12 protein-coding genes are annotated in these 17,716 nt (G+C 55.9%); 2 read left to right on the top strand and 10 right to left on the bottom strand.

Annotated elements, in window-relative coordinates; genetic code table 11:
* The first annotated feature begins 219 nt into the window (after nucleotides 1-219).
* Entirely contained in the window at nucleotides 220-4,188 is a 3,969-nt protein-coding gene (locus tag RMET_RS28410) for an XRE family transcriptional regulator (protein WP_231138544.1), read from the top strand.
* Between the two features lie 235 nt (nucleotides 4,189-4,423).
* Here RMET_RS28410 and RMET_RS33060 read toward each other — a convergent pair whose 3' ends face one another.
* Nucleotides 4,424-5,302: a hypothetical protein gene (locus RMET_RS33060; RefSeq protein WP_152560204.1), complete on the bottom strand. Its 879-nt coding sequence runs from the start codon at nucleotides 5,300-5,302 to the stop codon at nucleotides 4,424-4,426.
* A gap of 197 nt (nucleotides 5,303-5,499) precedes the next feature.
* Nucleotides 5,500-7,902 carry a nuclease-related domain-containing DEAD/DEAH box helicase gene (locus RMET_RS28400; RefSeq protein WP_011519965.1) on the bottom strand — a complete coding sequence of 801 codons (2,403 nt, stop codon included), beginning with the start codon at nucleotides 7,900-7,902 and terminating at the stop codon, nucleotides 5,500-5,502.
* 723 nt (nucleotides 7,903-8,625) lie between these two features.
* Here RMET_RS28400 and RMET_RS28395 point away from each other — a divergent pair.
* Nucleotides 8,626-9,048 (top strand): HU family DNA-binding protein, encoded by a 423-nt coding sequence (locus RMET_RS28395; RefSeq protein WP_011519964.1) that lies wholly within the window; start codon nucleotides 8,626-8,628, stop codon nucleotides 9,046-9,048.
* 266 nt (nucleotides 9,049-9,314) lie between these two features.
* On the opposite strand, the gene RMET_RS28390 is transcribed toward RMET_RS28395, so the two are convergent.
* From RMET_RS28390 to RMET_RS28355, 8 genes are read right to left on the bottom strand one after another with little or no spacing between them, the layout of a single operon-like run.
* Complete coding sequence (locus RMET_RS28390; RefSeq protein WP_011519963.1) at nucleotides 9,315-10,109, bottom strand: enoyl-CoA hydratase/isomerase family protein; 795 nt, start codon at nucleotides 10,107-10,109, stop codon at nucleotides 9,315-9,317.
* Between the two features lie 38 nt (nucleotides 10,110-10,147).
* Nucleotides 10,148-11,257 carry a CaiB/BaiF CoA transferase family protein gene (locus tag RMET_RS28385; RefSeq protein ID WP_011519962.1) on the bottom strand — a complete coding sequence of 370 codons (1,110 nt, stop codon included), beginning with the start codon at nucleotides 11,255-11,257 and terminating at the stop codon, nucleotides 10,148-10,150.
* Nucleotides 11,258-11,261: 4 nt separating this feature from the next.
* Nucleotides 11,262-12,974: an FAD-dependent oxidoreductase gene (locus RMET_RS28380; RefSeq protein WP_035821323.1), complete on the bottom strand. Its 1,713-nt coding sequence runs from the start codon at nucleotides 12,972-12,974 to the stop codon at nucleotides 11,262-11,264.
* A gap of 14 nt (nucleotides 12,975-12,988) precedes the next feature.
* A complete protein-coding gene (locus RMET_RS28375) occupies nucleotides 12,989-13,462 on the bottom strand; it encodes a Zn-ribbon domain-containing OB-fold protein (protein WP_011519960.1) in 474 nt (157 codons plus the stop codon).
* The gene (locus RMET_RS28370; RefSeq protein WP_029309869.1) at nucleotides 13,459-14,640 is read right to left on the bottom strand and encodes a thiolase C-terminal domain-containing protein; all 1,182 of its coding nucleotides are present in this window, start codon (nucleotides 14,638-14,640) and stop codon (nucleotides 13,459-13,461) included. The genes RMET_RS28375 and RMET_RS28370 overlap by 4 nt, the downstream gene beginning before the upstream one ends.
* A complete protein-coding gene (locus tag RMET_RS28365; RefSeq protein ID WP_011519958.1) occupies nucleotides 14,637-15,926 on the bottom strand; it encodes a CaiB/BaiF CoA transferase family protein in 1,290 nt (429 codons plus the stop codon). The genes RMET_RS28370 and RMET_RS28365 overlap by 4 nt, the downstream gene beginning before the upstream one ends.
* A 14-nt stretch (nucleotides 15,927-15,940) precedes the next feature.
* The gene (locus tag RMET_RS28360; RefSeq protein ID WP_011519957.1) at nucleotides 15,941-16,909 is read right to left on the bottom strand and encodes a Bug family tripartite tricarboxylate transporter substrate binding protein; all 969 of its coding nucleotides are present in this window, start codon (nucleotides 16,907-16,909) and stop codon (nucleotides 15,941-15,943) included.
* A gap of 45 nt (nucleotides 16,910-16,954) precedes the next feature.
* Nucleotides 16,955-17,677, bottom strand: coding sequence for a FadR/GntR family transcriptional regulator (locus RMET_RS28355; protein WP_011519956.1), 723 nt, complete (start codon nucleotides 17,675-17,677; stop codon nucleotides 16,955-16,957).
* Nucleotides 17,678-17,716 lie beyond the last annotated feature (39 nt).

Genomic DNA, 17,716 nt, shown 5'->3' with positions numbered 1-17,716 from the left:
TGGCAACCAACCAATTGAATGCGGGTCAGTCGCGTTTCAGGCCGAATTCAAACCTCATCGGTAAGGTAGCTGACACATCGAAAAAAGCACTTGACGCCCTGATTCCCCGTGTCACCATGACTTCATACCACATTTGTGAGGTCGGAGATGAGTGAGGGGGGGCTGGTCTCGGAACAAATTAAGGCTGCTCGAGCACTACTTGCATGGTCTCAGCGCGAGTTGGCAGAAAAGGCGAGCGTTGTAGCCTCGGCAATTGCAGACTATGAGCGCGGCTTCCGCCCCCTTTCTAATGGCGACAACCAAGCCATACAAGACACATTCAAGGCAGCAGGTATTCAGTTTGCAACCGACGCCGTCGCGGAATCAGCACAGCTGCCCGGGCTTAGCCTTCATCGTCCCGGCGGGCTCATACGCTGGGTAGATTCCACTCATCTTTCGCAATGGGCAGAGCGCCGGGACGGTCAGAGTGGGATGCCGGAACTAGTTCGACGCTTGATTTTTGCGACCGTTGGGCCAGCTGCCGAAGTTTGTTTCCCTGCTGGAGAGAGCGTCCAGTATCCCGGCTGGGATGGCCGGTGCAGAACCGTCGCTGGCTCTGGCTATGTTCCAAGAGGAAGCTCTGTGTGGGAGATTGGAGCTCAGCGGAACGCAGTTCGCTCAAAAGCCGATTCTGATTTCGATAAGCGTAGCGCTGATCCGCTTGGCTACGACCCTGCAGACACGACGTTTGTTTTTGTGACGCCACAGCGGTTCACTAGGAAGCTGGAGTGGATCGCAGAAAAAGCGGCACGCGGAGTGTGGCGAGACGTTATCGTTATTGATTCCGACGACCTCGTGCACTGGTTGGAGTTGTATCCGTCCGTGGCTCAGTGGTTGTCGGTCAGTATCGGATGCCGCCCGCAAGGGCTTCGAAACTTGGAAGAAGTCTGGTCCGAGTGGATACGCGCAACCGAATTGCCACTGACCACAGATGTCATTCTGGCGGGGCGTGATGATGACCAGACGGTGGTCCATAAATGGTTGAGGAACTCTCCTGGATTGCTTTCCATTCAAGCGGAGGCTCCGGAGGAGGCAGTGGCCTTTCTCTTTGCTGCTTTAAGTCCATTGCCGGAACGCTACCGGCTGTGGCATTTGGGTCGGTGCGTAGTCGCCGATACCTCTGATTCGGCCCGGCAGTTGATCGGCCTTGGTTCGCCACTCATCGTCGCACTTATTGAAGCGGACGCTGGTTTAGCGCGGCGCTTGGCTGACGATGGCCATCATGTCTTCATAGCATTTGGCCCCGCAGCAAACGGCCACGCAGGGAGCCTACGGCGACTGCGCAGGCCGTGGAAGTCTGACTTGAAGTCAGTTCTAATGCGGGCGGGAATGGAGGAAACAGACGCTCATCGGTTTGCGCACGCGTCTGGTAGAAGTATTACGGTTCTTCGCCGCATGCTGCCAGTTGCACCACATAGCCAACCAGAGTGGGCGAAGCGGGCAACTCCTGAGCTCGTCGCTGCAATGTTCGCGGGTGCTTGGGTAGGAACCTCGCCACAGGATAGGCAGGTCATAAGCGAATTGGCCGGCCGTCCCTATGAACAAGTCGAAGAAGTGCTTGCTGCCTTAACAGCTTCGGTCGGTGGGCCACTCGTTAGGTCTGGAGACCTATGGAAGGTCGTTTCCCTTCGAGACCTTTGGATGCTGATTGGCGGCCAGGTAAGTCCGAGCCAGTTCGAGCGATTCGAAGAGACGTTTCAGACGGTTCTTAGTGCAGTCAATCCCCGATTCGCAACTAGACCAAAGAGCATCTACTACGAAGCGGAGGGTGAATTCGAAGAGCAGCCTTCCAGAGCGATTCGCGGCGGCCTGACGGAAGCGATAATTGCAATTGCGTTGTTTCCAGAAAAGGCAACTCTCATCCCCGCAATCGGGCAAAGTGTCGATCGCGCTGTACGTAAGCTCTTTAATGATGCCGACGCGGCACTATGGTGGTCGCTCTCAAGCGACTTCAGGAATCTTGCCGAGGCAGCCCCTGACGCATTCCTAGATGCGATTGATAGAGGGCTGGAGGGTACGGATCCGCCTATTGCATCCCTGTTTCGCTCGGACGAGGGACTGTTTCACCCGAATGAATATCTGTCGGAGTTGCTCTGGGCACTTGAGATGCTAGCGCGGAGTCGTGATTATTTGGGTGCCGCTGCAACGTTACTAGCTCGATTGCATGAAATAGACCCCGGGGGTAAATGGAGCAATCGACCGTTTGCATCGCTCCGGCGGATCTTTGTTACCTGGTTGCCACAAACGTATGCCACAGCGTCAGAAAGGCTCAAGGTAATTGACCGCATCGTGAGAACGAGTCCTGCTATTGGCTGGCAACTGCTACTTGCCTTAGCCCCGCGTCCCCACGACGTTTCTGAGCCATCAGCAAAACCTAATTGGCGCGACTTTACTCCGGAGGAAAAGGAGGTGGTCACGCATGCGGCCGCAGCTACGGCTGCGAAAGCCATTGGTGAACGGCTTCTCACTCAAGCAGGGGACGACCCGGACCGCTGGCTGACGCTGCTAGCCTATTGGCCGAGATTTGACAAGAGTTGGCGTGCTGCGGCGGTAGACCAGCTTACGAATGTAGTCCGCTGTATCCAGGCGCCAGCGGATATTGAAGCGATTCGTGATGAGCTACGCGGCGTGTTGGCAAAGAATCGCGCATTTGCAGAGGCATCTTGGGCGATGGATGAGGCCACGCTAGCGCCACTTGAGGTGATATTTGGCATGCTTCAGCCGACAGAGATCCAAGAGACAGTTCGTTGGCTCTTTCGACCGGGGGCGGTAGAGTTGACGCCTAACGTGGACTGGGGGCAGCAGCAAGTAAGTTTGGAACTTGAGCAACGCAAGGCTGCCGAAAGATTGGTAGATGAACTTTCGGCTGATGAAATATTCACGTTTGCATCGTCGGTCACGATGCATCGGCCACTTGGCGTGGCGATTGCAGCGACAAGCAAGACCCAAGAGTCGAAGATCACGCTCATGAAGCACGGAATATCGGCCGCTCACATGGTCGATATTGAGGTCGGGCTCGGAATTCTCTATGGCCTGAAGGTGCAGGCTGGATCCGAAGGAGACCGACTAGTTGGAAGCTTGTGGCAGCTGGCTATTGAAGAGGCTTGGGGCGAGCAAGCAGAGCTTCACTTGGTCCAAGCGCTTCCAGCTTGCATGTCGACGTGGGCAGAGATTGATAGTCGCGGATCGTCGCTGAGCGAGAAATACTGGCGCACACTGCAAGTGTACTCAGTGGGAGGCGAGTTCGAAGTCGCGTACTTCGCCGAGCAGCTGTTGAAAGCGGACCGAGCAGTTGACGTTGTAGGTTGGATGGGTGGCCATATTCAACTGAGGCCCGATAGTCGGCTCCTCATTTCCTCTTTGCACGCCGCAGCAAATGCTAAGCAGCCGGTGGAGGGTAATGCGGCGACGATGTTTGCTCATCACGTTGGCGTCATCCTTGACTATCTGGCAGATAGTCCGAACGTCAACGAGGAAGAAATTGCTGGCCTGGAGTGGGTGTATTACCAGGTGCTCCGGTACTCGCAGCGCTCCCCGCGTAAATTACATCGAGCGCTGACACATAATCCCGCGTTCTTCGTCCACCTCGTAAAGCTCATCTGTGGTCCTGAAGAAGGTAGCGGCATTGTGGAGCCGGAGCCAACAAACCTGGAGCGTATGCAGAGCTTGGCAGGCCAAGCGCTTGATGTGCTGCATGACTGGGCTCAAGTACCCGGGGCCGATGACCAAGGAAAGATTGACAGCAGAGTACTTGATTCCTGGGTAACGCAAAGCAGAGTCCTTCTCGCCGAGTCGGGGCGGGCAAAGTATGGCGAAAGTAGGATCGGCGAGATACTCTCGGCTGCCAGGCCGGAGGGCACCGATGCTTGGCCGCCGGCCGCTGTGAGAGATGTTATTGAAGTAAATCGGAGTCGTGAAATAGAACGAGGCTTCGAGAGAGGAGTCTACAATCGCCGTGGTGTAACAGTTCGGATGCCACACGATGGAGGCATCTTGGAGCGGAACGCGGCCATGAAGCTCCGACGTGATGCCATAGCCCTGCGGTTTGAGTACCCCCGGACGGCCGCCTGCTTGGAGCGTATAGCTGAAATGTACGAGTTCGACGCAACTCGCCAAGATATCAGCGCCGAACAGCGAGACTGGCTTTGAACTAGTACTTCTCCTGCTGCGTGAAGACTCGCTACCCTGCCGGCATTGCACGAATTGCTTCTTTCGGTTCTAATGTCGGCGGCACCGGGTTGTGTCGCGAAGATGTAAGACGGCAACGTCGTATCTCTGAGCTCAGTACGCTATCAAGCAACGTAATATAGTTGCCGCGATTAGACTTTAGCTAGGTCATTTCCGGCAGAGCGTTGAAGCAAGTACTGGCAGCCCGTTGCCGCATCTACGTCTTCAGATAAGCTGAACGCAAGACTACACGACGGTCGATAAGCTGAGAGAGCATGACATTGCACTCCCAGTTTTCAGGATAGCGAATTTCCTCCACCACACGGATGTGTGCTACGGCATCAGTAGTTGCCAATGTCGCTGTATCTATGATCTTCACCTGGTCGTACTTCATCAAATGCTCGCACACTCGATAAGTGTAGCCTTTGGAGGTGAAGGTCTGATGCTCCGTAATTGCGTGCTGTGACGGAGATTGCCGTAGGAGTTTATCTAAGTAAGGAATGAGATCCATACTTGATGCTTTGTTTTTCTTCCGTCGGCTTTTTCGAAACATGTGTCGCCAGCCAAGCCGTGTTAGCTCAATCTCACCGATTGCTGGGCAAAGAATTTTCTTGAACGAACGATAGGCAAGTTGAACTCGTTCTCGGCGCGGCTTATCTATCGGTGTTGCGCTCCGTTGACGAATGATGATTCCGCGGCCGCCGGTGCTCCCGGAACGCTTATGATTGGCGCACCTCGCGAGGTCATAGATCATTGCCGGCGTAACGCGATGATAGGCGCCATACTCCTGAGGGCGCACCGAGGTTGTCGGGTGAACGTAGGCCCAATAAATCTCGTTTGCATCTCGATCGACCCACGCGAGACAAATTTCGTGACTAGTCTTTACCGCTTCCTTCTTGGCCCGCGTCGTAAGCTTGAAGCCACTGTTTTGGGACGCGCCGTAGCTATTTCCAGACTTCACTTGCGACAAAATGACGAGCCGTTCTCCCTTGTACCAAGGATGCGCGGCTGAGAAGAACATATCGATCTTGGAATTATCTTCTTCGCGTGACCCCCATTGGCCTTCACCTCGGCATGCCAAGATGATCTTTGCCATCGCGTAAGATTCAGAGTCACTGCCATTAATGGGATTCTGTTGGTTGCTCTGGAGTGCGACTCGCGTAGGCGTGGATAGTAATAGACTTGACATGGACAGTACTCGTTCAATGAAATGAGTTTTAGCAGCGTTGCATTTTCCATAGCAGTCAGAAAGACGCGTAGCATTTAATGCGAAGGGTTGTCGGCACCTAGAACTTAGGTCAAGTGTTCCTCGGATATAAGAAAGCGATACCTCCGTTCACTAGTCTTCGTCATCTTGCCGGTATTGCACAGTCCAGAAATAGCTCCGCCGATAATTTTTTGGATTGAGACATCTGGATCGAACGTAAGATAGCCCGCTATCCAAGCATCAATCTCTTCTCGCTGGACTTCCCGGGATAGCGATTGGCCATGAAAGAGCAAGATGATGCGTATCAACATCTGCCAAATGTCGTTTGTAGGCGTGGATACTTGGTGGGGCGGACCAGCAACGAATCCAGACGGCTCAATCAAGCGAATAACATTTACGATCGATTGAGCAAGCGAAGGTATCGGAGGGTTGCCGCCTGAACGCACGCATTCGATATCGTCCAACACTGCGAAGTCCGGTGAGGGTGCGTCGCATGAGACGCAGTTCAGTTTTGGATATGCATGAGGAGTCCATGTTCCACAGCTATCGCAAGGCATCACCTCAAGAGCGTGTCCGAGCCAGTTTTCTACGGTATTGACACCATAGATATGGATACCGGTGAGCGTAGCTAGAAATGCTGCCCACAACTGTGAAACGGTGTTGGGAAACTTCTCACTCATGACAATCCAGCACCGCCAACTCGGCGAATAAGAAAAATCGCAGCCTCCTTTGGCATGGGCATAAGTGGGTAACCCGAATTGGATGATGAGATTCTCAATGAAAATTGGCTTATCACGACGCTCATCGTATTCCTTGAGTACTGATAGTTTCGCAGTCAAAGAACTCCGAAGATAGATAGATGCGATTTTGTGTGGCGCAGTTATAAAACTTGAAATATCAGCGAGAATGATCGCTTGCGTAGTGCATCTTCCCAATGCACATGCCAGGGTGTTGTTGTCTGTGTCAGCAATCGGCAAGACGATAACAATAGGTTTCTCCATCCCTCGAAAAGCACCAATTGTCGAGCATTGCACATCTAGGATTGAATATTTCACATCGTAATGCGTCAGAAGGATAATATCCTCTGCCCGAGCACCTTTTGCAAGCAATTCTATGATCCATTTCTCTATTGATTTTTCGAGATCATATACGAAATATGTGTCTATTTTCCCGTCTTTGTCGGTGCGTTTATTTACGATTTCGTTTGGTTCGTGGATGAGATCCAGAATCCTTTTTGTTACACAATGCGGGCTTCGATAGACTGAAGAAAGTCTGTATGAATTCTTGCTGTCCAAATTGTAGATGCTCTGAAGGCGAACATGGTCCACCCCGGTCTCGTACGCCCTGAAGATTTGATGCTCGTCGGTAAATATATATTTCCTTGCGTTTCCGAAATGAATGTTCAACGAGTTATGCTCTTCCTCACTTAAGCCTTGCGCCTCGTCAACTATCAGACAGTCGATCTCGAGATTATTACGGGTTAGTAGATATCTATGGAGCGTGGCGAACTCTTCAGATTTGAAATTTCCATCCGATCCTACCGCATCGCAATACGCATGGAAGGTGGATACCTCTATCCACTTGCTGAGATGATTCTTGGAAAATTCTTCGGCCAGATGAGCCGCGATTTTTCGATTCTTAAGCAAATAGAGTACTCGGCGACCTGTTTCTGCGTGTGAGATTGCCGTAGCGCTGGCTAACAACGTCTTTCCGGTACCTGCGAAGCCAGCGACGAGGACTTTTTCATTCGTCATGCAAGCTTTAACAATACGATGTTGGCTCGCGTCGAACTTGAGCCATACCTGCTCATCGAATGCAATTTTTCGACCAATGGAATCGTTCAGTGCCTCTTTCGGCCAGACCGTATTGACGAATTTGTCTACTTCCTTACCAAAATCGCCGCGTCCTGCGAAGTCTGACGTGTTAGACCAGAAGTCGAAAAGCTCAACGATCCTTTCGGCGATTCGATGTTCATGCTGTTTGAGAATCAGAATCCCGTCTGCGAGCTTGGATGCACCGATTGGCGCAAGACCAGGATGCAAATTTGTGGTGTCGATTGAACTAGAGTCAAGGTAGATGGCATAACCAACCGGGCATTGGATGTGACGCTCTTTGATTAGATTAATAACGGTAAAAGCGTTGTCTTTTACCTGTTCGAGCGGATCGATTGTATTGTTACTATATACGTGAACAAATTTCGATCCATGCTGTCGGTATTCGCCACCTTTGGCCTCGATGCAAAGTAGCCCGTACTTTGGATGAGCGATGATGAAATCAATCTCACCCGTAACGTTAGTTCTTTCGTTGCGAAAAAGATTAATGTATCTGTGCATTTCCTTGGAGAAGATTCGCTTCGCGGTTGAGCGTAACCAAGGGCAGGAATGAATGACTGTAAAGTCGTCGCTGAGAGCCGCGAAGAGTTGATGAAGCCCATGCTCGGCTTCGCTTACGAAGCTCGTTTGATCATATGTCGGTAAAAATATGGCCATTGTTTTTTCACAGTCTTGCCAGAAGAGAAGATTATAGATGCGTCGAGCAGGATCATGGTGCAGTCTCTATTTTCTGGCGAACTTGCTTGAGGTCCGTTGAAAGTTTTGGGAGCTATCCTATCTCCGAAGATAGTGGTAGATCGCTGCAGAGATACATTTTGGACGAAAAAGCACCGGCCTCAGTCTCTATCGGCAATTGACTGGAGAATTTGAGATGTGCGGGAACGAAGGGAAGGCGACGTACGAATTCTGCTCAAGACTGTCGAAGCGGGAGAACACACGTTCCAATAGCCTAGTTCCCGCTTGGCGCAGTGAGTGATGCTTATATTTCGAGACTTGCAGCGTCTGGATGGAAGTGGATCAGGTCCGGAACATGGAGCAGCGCCGGCGGGCTATTAAGCCGGCCGGCGCCGATGGCCAAGGTAGGGGAGATCTCGCCATTAGAGTCTTGAGCGATTCGCTAAGCACCCTCTACCGCTTACCCAGCTTCAGAACTTCTGCCAAGGGTCCAGCGCACTTGTCCCGGTATTGAGCGCCCTGGGTGTAGTCACACACGCCAAGGCGATCAGGCTCGACAGAGCTGACTGCCGGTAGCCCCGATCGGGGCGGGGGGTGTAACACATCGCAACATACTATGAGCCGCCCCCATTGCGGGCCAGCTCATATCTTCGCTATGCTGCGCGGATACCGGCAATGGTGCCGATATCCTGTAATAGGAGCCTCATGGCAACGAAGAAGACAGCCGCTACGAAACCTGCGGCAAAGAAAGCGACAGCGCCGGCAAAGAAGGCTGCTCCGGTAGCAAAGAAGGCTGCGGCGGCGCCGGTGGCCAAGCCGCTGAAGGACACGTTCAACAAGTCGAGCCTGCTGGCCCACCTGGTTGCCCAGACTGAACTGGACAAGAAGACTGTGCAGACTGTTCTGGTCCATCTCGAGAACACCATCGTGAGCGCGATCCATAAGAAGGGCGCTGGCGAATTCACGCTGCCCGGCCTGTTTAAGGTGGCTGCAATCCAGGTTCCGGCCACGAAGAAGCGCTTCGGCAAGAATCCGTTCACTGGTCAGGATCAGTGGTTTGCTGCCAAGCCGGCATCCGTCAAGGTAAAGGTTCGTCCACTGAAAAAGCTGAAGGACGCGGCTCTGTAAGCCGTGCGGTGCGTGCAGGATGACAGGGCGCTACGGCCCCCCTGTCACGTTGTAGTCAGTGGGCATGGCACGGTTGACCATTTCAGCGTGCGGACTTCCAGGGCAAGCGCTACCGTGGTCCACCCGTTGGAAGCGTAGCCGCCGAGGCACCCAAGGAATCAAGGAATCGTCATCTCCGCAGTACCGCGATCCGGAGACCGGCAAGACCTAGTCGGCCGCGGTATAGCTCCGGCATTTTCTAGCGCCGCGCCGCTTCGGAGTGGAAATTATTTCCCTTGGAATGTCGGAGTTCGCTTCTCGAGGAAGGATCGTAATCCTTCGCGAGCATCTTGGGATTCATAGCAGACGTTCTGGGCAGCAGTCTCGCGGGCCAAGGCTTCGCGCAACCCTCCGAGATTGTGCTGTTGGACGGCTCGTTTCGCCAAGCGAATCGGAATAGGAGCGTTGAGCGCAATAGCTTGAGCCATCGTGCGGGCTCGATCCATTAGAGTCGAGGGTTCCACCACATCGCTAACCAAGCCAAGCCTCAACGCTTCCTCGGCATCCAAAGTGGCGCCTGTACAGATGAGCTCGTACGCCTTTGAGCTACCCAACAGCGCCGGTAGCAGATACGTGCCTCCATAGTCGGGCATCATCCCGCGCATCGTGTGAGCTTGGGAGAACCGAGCTTCTTTCGACGCGATACGAATGTCTGCGGCCAGTGCCAGGTTCATTCCCGCGCCCATGGCCGGGCCATTCACTGCCGCTATCACTGGCTTCTTTGCCTCATACACCGCGAGGAGTGTCCGGTCACGAATGGGCTCTGTTTTCTCAGCGATCGTCTGTCCCTGAACTGCGCGGAGATACAGCTCGTTCAGGTCTCCGCCCGAGCAGAAGGCACTTCCAGCACCCGTGAGAATAATGGCTCGAACGCTATCGTTTGCCTCAGCGACCGCCATCACTTCGATGATGTCTTCCCGAATCGTGCCGCCCAAGGCGTTGCGAAACTCGGGCCGATTTAACGTCACGATTGCCACGCTACCTTTTACCGCGTAGAGGACGCTGCCATATCGTAGGCTCATCTTTTCTCCATGTTCTGCGCTCTGAAAGAGGGCAGGGGTTACCTGTTGTTTGTGGATTCCCACTGTCGCGAGATGTCTTCTGCCGTCGTCAGCAGCCTATCGAGGTCGGAGATGACTGTGGGAGTCCGAGAGAACCTAGGGGCAGGTGCCGGGCAGGCTACGCCGTCAACCTCGGTCAGAGCTCCGCGGGCGGCCATATGCGGATGAGATGAAACCTCGCCAAGTGAGATCACAGGTGAGAAGCAGGAATCTGTCCCTTCGAGCAACGCAGTCCACTCTGCTTGTGTTTGGCCCTTGAATATCTGCTCCAGCTCGGCTCGCAATATTGGCCAACGCTTGCGGTCATTTTGCGCATCACGCAGTTCCGGTTTTACGCCGAGCTTCTCGCACAAAAGCGCGAAGAATTGCGGTTCAATCGCGCCCACGCAGACCACCTTGTCGTCTTTCGTGCGATACGTGGTGTAGTAAGGTGCGCCGCCATCGAGCATGTTGCTACTGCGTTGCTCCTTAAACAAGCCGTTGAGCCGTTGACTCTGCGCGAATGTCATTAGTGACATAGCACCGTCGCAGATTGCAGCGTCTATGACTTGTCCGTGCCCGGTCTCGCGAGAGTTATGCAGTGCTGCGAGGATGCCAACGAGGAGGTATAGACTTCCTCCACCGTAGTCGCCGACCAGGTTAAGCGGCGGCACTGGCAGTCCGTCGCCATCACCGATCGCGGCAAGTGCCCCGGTAAGTGCTATGTAGTTGATGTCGTGTCCGGCAGCCAGGGAGAGGGGGCCGTCCTGGCCCCAGCCCGTCATTCGTCCGTACACCAGGCGGGGATTGATATTCAACAGCGTATCGGGCCCCAAGCCGAGGCGTTCCATTACACCAGGACGGAAGCCTTCAACGAGGATGTCTGCCTGTGCCAATAGTGAGCGAGCTCGTTCGATATCACCTTCGGCTTTGAGGTCCAGCAGCACCGTGCGCCTGCCGCGGCCAACTAGATCGTTGTCACGCGCTTTCGTCCCCGGCCGGTCAATGCGGACAACGTCTGCACCCATGTCGGCCAGCATCATGCAGGCAAACGGTGCAGGTCCTAGCCCTGCAAACTCGACAACGCGCACTCCATTGAGAGGTCCACGACCGTGCTCAGGTTTCAGCATTGCTCTATTGCTCCTCATAGACTCGCGCTTCTTTTTGGGACGATGTCAACGTTTTCCGTTGTGCATGAAGCGCAGCGCGGTAAGCGAACACGATGGCCGGTCCCAGCGTAGCGCCCGGGCCAGGGTAGGCTCCCTTTAAGACAGACGCCATGTCGTTGCCACATGCGTATAGTCCATCGATGGAGGTTTCCGTGTCGTCAAGGACTCGCGCATCTTTGTCCGTCCGAAGGCCCGTACAACTTGCCGCGTCAGCAGGGAACACTTGGACCGCATAGAATGGTGGCGCTTGGACCGGACCTAGGCATGGGTTGGGATGTTTGCTTGCGTCGCCGTTGAATCGACTGACCGAAGTCTCGCCTTTTCCGAAGGCGCTGTCCTTGCCGTCAAGAGCGTCGGCGTTGTATTGCTGCAGTGTCGCCGACAGTCCAAAAGGGCTGACGCCGATCTTCTGCGCAAGCTCAGAGATAGAACCTGCGGAAACCAAGTATCCGGATCGCTTGAACGGGCTTAAATTGCGACAGCCTGGAGGGACAACGCCGATCCCATATTTCTGAATGAACTGGTGGTCGCATACGAGATAGGCAGGCAAGTTTTCATCCAGAGTCTTGCCGGAACCCATCATGCATTCCGCGAAGTGGTGATATGACGCACCCTCGTTGACGAATCGCTGCCCCGCCGAATTCACTGCGATGAGACCAGGTTTAGCGCGGTCGAGGTAGAGATGGGGAAACAAGCGCCATCCACCGTTTCCGTCTGGGACTCGGGAGACCGGTTGCCACAGGAAGTCACGCGCCTGGCGTTCGATGATTGCTCCGACATCCTGCGCTGCGGCTAGTGCATCGCCCCGTACGGACGGAGGGGCGAGCGATTCGACGGCTCCGGTCGGCAGGTCACGGCGTAGCTTTTCGTTGTGCCCAATTCCGCCGGTCGCGAGAACTACGCCGAGACGCGCGCTGATGCTTGAGGTAACGCCGTTTCGTTCGACTACGATGCCGGATACCCGATTGCCCGACTTTTCAATCGAGAGTAGCCTCGTACCGAATCGGATCTCCACACCTGAGTGCCGCAAGCGAAAGAGCATTCGTCCGACCAAAGCGTTACCCATGACAAGGCGAGTTCCTCGTGCATAGGAAATCCTGTCGCGGAGATAGCGTAAGACCAATTGAACCGTTCGCCTGAATGCTGGCCACGAGCGATAGCGGCCGAGAAGTGCCAGGACGTCGGCCTTGTTCGCCATCATGCCACCGAGGACAAGAAAGTCCTTGAGGGGAGGGCGCACACGGTCGAAATCTGCACGAAGCAGGCGTCCGTCAAACTCTTTGGGCGATATCGCTCGTCCGTAGACGGCGGCGCCGGGGAGGTCCAGATAGTCCGGGTGCTGGCCGGAGCTAACGAAGGCCAGTCCGCATTGCGTCTCGAGGAACTCGATGGCCGGCCCAGCGCTTTCGAGAAATGCGTTCCTCCGCCCGAGATGGTCATCGGGCCCGATCAGCGCGTCTAGGTATTGGCTGCCTGCAGCGGTGCTGTCGCCATGGCCGGCTTGGAGGCCATGGCGATTTCCTGGTAGCCACAACGTTCCAGCCGAAGTAGATGTGGTGCCGCCGACCTGTTCGGTGGCTTCGCAAATCACGACGCTGAGTCCGAGTTGGGCGGCCACCAGCGCGGCCGTCATGCCACCCGCTCCTGCGCCGCAGACTACGAGATCGTAAGTAGTCATATCTGCAGTGCTGCTCAGTCGATCGAACTGACGGGGGCCAGTTGCCACTGCAGCAAGGAAAATGGCGGGTTGGCGTCTGGGTGGTGTTCAAATACCCCAACGACTTCAGAGCCGATGACGACGTCTTGCATGGGGTCTCCTAGGAGATTTCCCACAATGCGAACATTCCCGGCGTCTGGCAGCTCGACCAGAACAGCAAGATACGGTGGGTGTCCGGTCAGTGCGTCGTGAGAGGCGTGCCAAACACGTTCCCAACTGTAGATACGGCCACGAGGCTCAACCTCTCGCCATCCTGGATCAAACTCGTGGCACTGGTGGCACAGCCATTCGGGGCCGAACTGCCAAGTTTGGCAATGATTGCAGTGCTGGAAGAGCAGACGACCTTCGCGCAAGCCATTCCAGAATGGAGCGGAGAGTCCGTCCGGTTCAGCCACGGGAATAGGCAGACCAGGAGGGAGGTATGGGGTATCGACGGTTTGGTCGGTCATTGCGCCACCTCCTGCGATGCCAGCAAAAGATTGCTGACAGGGGTTACCATCGGCCCACCGATTACCAAGGCAACATCGTTCTTCGGAGCCTGGTTGCACGATGTACCGCGAATTTGACGGACAGCTTCAAGGACGAGTTCGAAGCCATGCATGTAGCACTCTGCAAGGTTTCCTCCGCTCGTGTTTAGCGGGAGCTTCCCGGACGGAGCGATAAGGTTTTCCAGGGTCAGGAACTCGTTCGCCTCGTCCGGCTTGAAGAATCCGTGCTCCGCAAGCGCCATCACCACGCCACCCGTGAAATTCTCATAGCTCTGAACTACACCCACATCGGTATGGCTGATGCCGGCCATCTTGAATAGGTCGGGCGCTACAGTGTCGAAGCTGGCGCTGCCATAGAGCGGCGAGTTATGGGGGATGGCGCCGGTTCGATACCCGGAGCCTGCGGCGGCTCCGAGGATGTACGCCGCTTTGCCCGGAAAATCCTTCGCACGTTCTGCCGATACGAGGATCACGGCCGCAGCCCCATCATTTTCCATGCAGCAGTCAAACAGATGGAACGGTTCGGCAATCCATCGCGACTGGTCGTACTTCTCCTCGCTCAGCGGCTTTCCGTACATAACGGCCCGAGGATTGGACTGCGCGTGGTGGTAGGACGCCAATGCAATGGCGCGCAGGGCTTCCTGCCGGACGCCGTGGTCATGCATGAACCGTCGTGCTCGCATGGCAAAACGCTGAGGCGGCGTGAGCACCCCGTAAGGCATCAGGTATGCCTTTTCCCCGGAAATCGTATCGACGCCGGAAGTGCGACCAAAGCGTCCAAACTGGCCCTGAGCGAGGGAGCGGAAGACAACCACGCAATCCGCCAAGCCGGCCTGAATGGAAGCTGCGCCATTGGCCACTGCCGCACAGCAGCCGCCACCGCCGCCCCCCCATTGCATCGTCGTCGCCCTAAGCCTGGGAAGGCCCAGTGCAGCGGCAATTCGCGAAGGATCGTTACGGTCATCACTGAACGACGAGAAGCCGTCAATCTCGCGCGGATCGATGCCGGCATCTTTGCAAGCAGCCAGAATGGCCTGCAGTGCAAGCTTGAATTCACTGTCGGGCGATTTGCCGTGGCGATAGTACTGACTCTCGCCAATGCCGATCACCGCAACTTGTCCCTTGAGCGTTCGCGTCACGATGCGGATTCCTTGGATAGTTCGCGCTGGCCTTTGCCCAGGCCTCCGGCACGTCGCAGACCTTCGACCTTATCATCGTCATAGCCGAGCACATCCCGGAGTACTTCCAGTGTGTGTTCGCCGACCGCGGGCGCCGGCGTTGGATCGACCATAGGCGTATCGCTGTAGCGAATCGGGGAGGCGATGTTCGGAACCCAACCGACCTTGGGGTGGGGGATTCGGCTGACAATCCGGCTTTCTCGTGCCTCGGGCGAGCGAATGGCATCGCCGACACTACGCAGTTCTCCGCTGGGGATGCCTGCCGCACGCATCAGCCCTTGCCAGTGGCTCCAGGGGTGTTCTGCGAACGCATTGCCGAGAATCTCGAAGAGCTCGTCGCGACGGGCTCGGCGCAAATCGCCCGTCGCATAGTTTGGATCGGCAGCTAGCTCCGGACGGCCGATAACTTGCGTCATCAGGCGCTGGAAGATGCCGTTGTTGCCGGAGTTGATATAGAAGGACTTGTCCTTTGCCTTGAAAACGCCAGACGGGCAGGTGTCCGGGCTCGTGTTGCCGTGGCGTTGAGGGTCGGCGCCGCTGAACAGGTACTGCATCGGAGCGTAGCCAGTCATCAGAACCGCGTTGTCGAAGAGTGCAATTTCGACAGCCTGGCCCTTACCTGACTTCTCACGAGCCAGCAGAGCTCCCAAAATGGCATTGCAGGCCATCATGGCCGTACTGATGTCCATCACCGGCGACAGCGCGCGGACGCCTTCGCGGTCGGAATATCCGTTCATCGAAACGAAGCCGCTTTCTGCCTGGGCGATTGGATCGAATCCAAGGCGGTCAGCGAAGGCACCGGTGCGACCATACGCAGATACCGAGCAATAGACCAGACGTGGGTTGTCGGCTTTGCAGGTTGCGTAGTCGAGGCCAAACCTTTCCATCACGCCGGTGGAGAAATTTTCGACGACTACGTCAGCACTGGCGATGAGTTCTCGCGCGACATCGAGACCTTCCGGCGTCTTCAGGTCGATGGCAATGCTTCGCTTATTGCGATTGGACCAGAGAAACGGCGCACCTTGTCCGAGGTCCGAGTGAACTGGCGGATACTGGCGGAAGTCGTCGCCACGCCCCGGCGCTTCAATCTTGATGACGTCGGCGCCCATGTCGGCCAGCATCATTGTTGCGAACGGGCCGGCAATGAAGTGAGTGAAATCTACGACGCGCAGGCCGTCGAGAGCAGTCGGTGCATCGGCAGGGCGCGGAACGTGCGGCGGAAAATCCGCTTCGATATTATTCAGCATGGCTAGATTGGGCTTTAGAGGCGGATGTTGAACTTCGTGATAACCGGGTTCCATTGCCCGATCTCGTCGCGGATGAGCTTTTCCAGGTCTTCTGCGCTGCCGCTGCGAGGTTCGACTTTGCGGTCGATAAAGATCTTGCGCACCTCGGGCTGTGCGACGGCTTTGGTGATTGCATCGCGCAGCTTCTTCTCTACCTCCGGGGGGATGCCCTTGGGTGCAAGTACGCCAAACCAGGCTTGACTCTTGAAGCCGGGAACATCCTCGGCCATGGTGGGAAGACCCGGTACGACCTCAGTTCGGCCGGGAGAGGCCACGGCCAAGTACCGGACTTTGCCCGACCCGACCATCACGGCGCCGTCAAGACCGGTTACGAATGCAGCTTGGACCTGACCGTTCAGAAACGCCGTCATCAGAGGGGCGCCACCCGTGTACGGAATGTGCTCCATCTTCAGTCCAGCCATCTCGTTGAAGTACTCGCTCGTGAGATGCGACAGCGAGCCATTGCCAACCGAGCCAATGTTCATCGCCGTGCCTTGCTTGCGGGCATACGCGAGAAACTCCTTCATGGACTTCGCTGGGCTGTCGGCCGGTACGGCCAGAATCATCGGTGCAATCGCGACCGTGGAAATCGGACGGAGGTCTCGCAGCGTGTCGTACGGCACCTTCCGCAGCAGCTGAATAACGGCATTTGGCCCAGTGTTACCGAAGACGAGGGTGTATCCGTCGGGCGCCGATTTTGCGACCACGTCGGTACCAATGGCGCCACCTGCGCCCGGCTTGTTTTCGACAACAACGGGTTGTCCCAGATACTCGCTCATCGGCTTTTGAATGATCCGAGCGAGCTGATCGGTGCTGCCGCCAGCAGCGTAGGGAACGATGAGCCGGATCGGCTTATCGGGGTATCCCTTGGCAAAAACGAAGGGCGATGCCAAAAAAAGGGCGAGCGAGAGCATCGCACGCAGGTTCAAAGACCGGGGGCGCATGGTTTTGTCTCCTAGTTGTGGGTCGCGGCTCGGTGGCCGCTAGGTTCAGGTTTCCAGGTAGCTGGACCAGTAGGTGGTTGCTCGATCCATATGCTGGAGGATTAAGCGTTCAGCTTTTGAGATGTCGCGGTTGCTGATGTGCTCCAGCATTTGGCGATGCTCGCGGGCCGACGCGAGGCCTTGGGTATGGTCAGCAAACAGTACTTCTCGTCGGCGTGCGGTAAACCGATAGAAGGCGTTGAGGGTGCGAACCAGCACTGAGTTGTGTGCGGCGTCGACGACGGCGATATGGAAATCCGTATCCATCTCGGCGATGTTTCCGCCAGCCTCGAGCGTTTGGTCAGTGCGGGCAAGGATCGCTTCCATCCGGGCGAGGTCTTCGTCGGTGCGGCGTTGGCACGCCAGGCTGACGGCGAGCAACTCAAGATGGGCACGAACCTCCATCGTCTCCGTCACCTCAGTCGGGGTGGGCGTTGCGCCAATGTCGGTCAGCAGTACGAGCGCTTCGAAGCTGCTTTCCCGGGACATGTGACGCAGATAGACGCCGGAGTTGGGGCGCGACTCGACCACCCGAAGTGTGACAAGAGTCGCAAGCGCTTCACGAACAGCATTTCGGCCAACACCGAGTCGCTCGGCCAGGTCGCGCTCAGATGGCAAGCGATCGCCTGGTTGCAGGCGCCGGTCCTGCAAATACGCCAGGATGCCGGCAATAACGTTCGTGCCGGCGCTGGCGCGCGGTTCAGCGGTGGCTTCTTGTGCGTAGGTCATGATTTGCTTTCCATTGGCGTTCTGTTGCCCTGTCCCGCC

The sequence above is a fragment of the Cupriavidus metallidurans CH34 genome (assembly GCF_000196015.1).
GTDB classification, from domain to species: Bacteria; Pseudomonadota; Gammaproteobacteria; order Burkholderiales; family Burkholderiaceae; genus Cupriavidus; species Cupriavidus metallidurans.
Note: the sequence above shows the minus strand (reverse complement) of the source record. Positions and strands in the feature narration are given on the sequence as shown.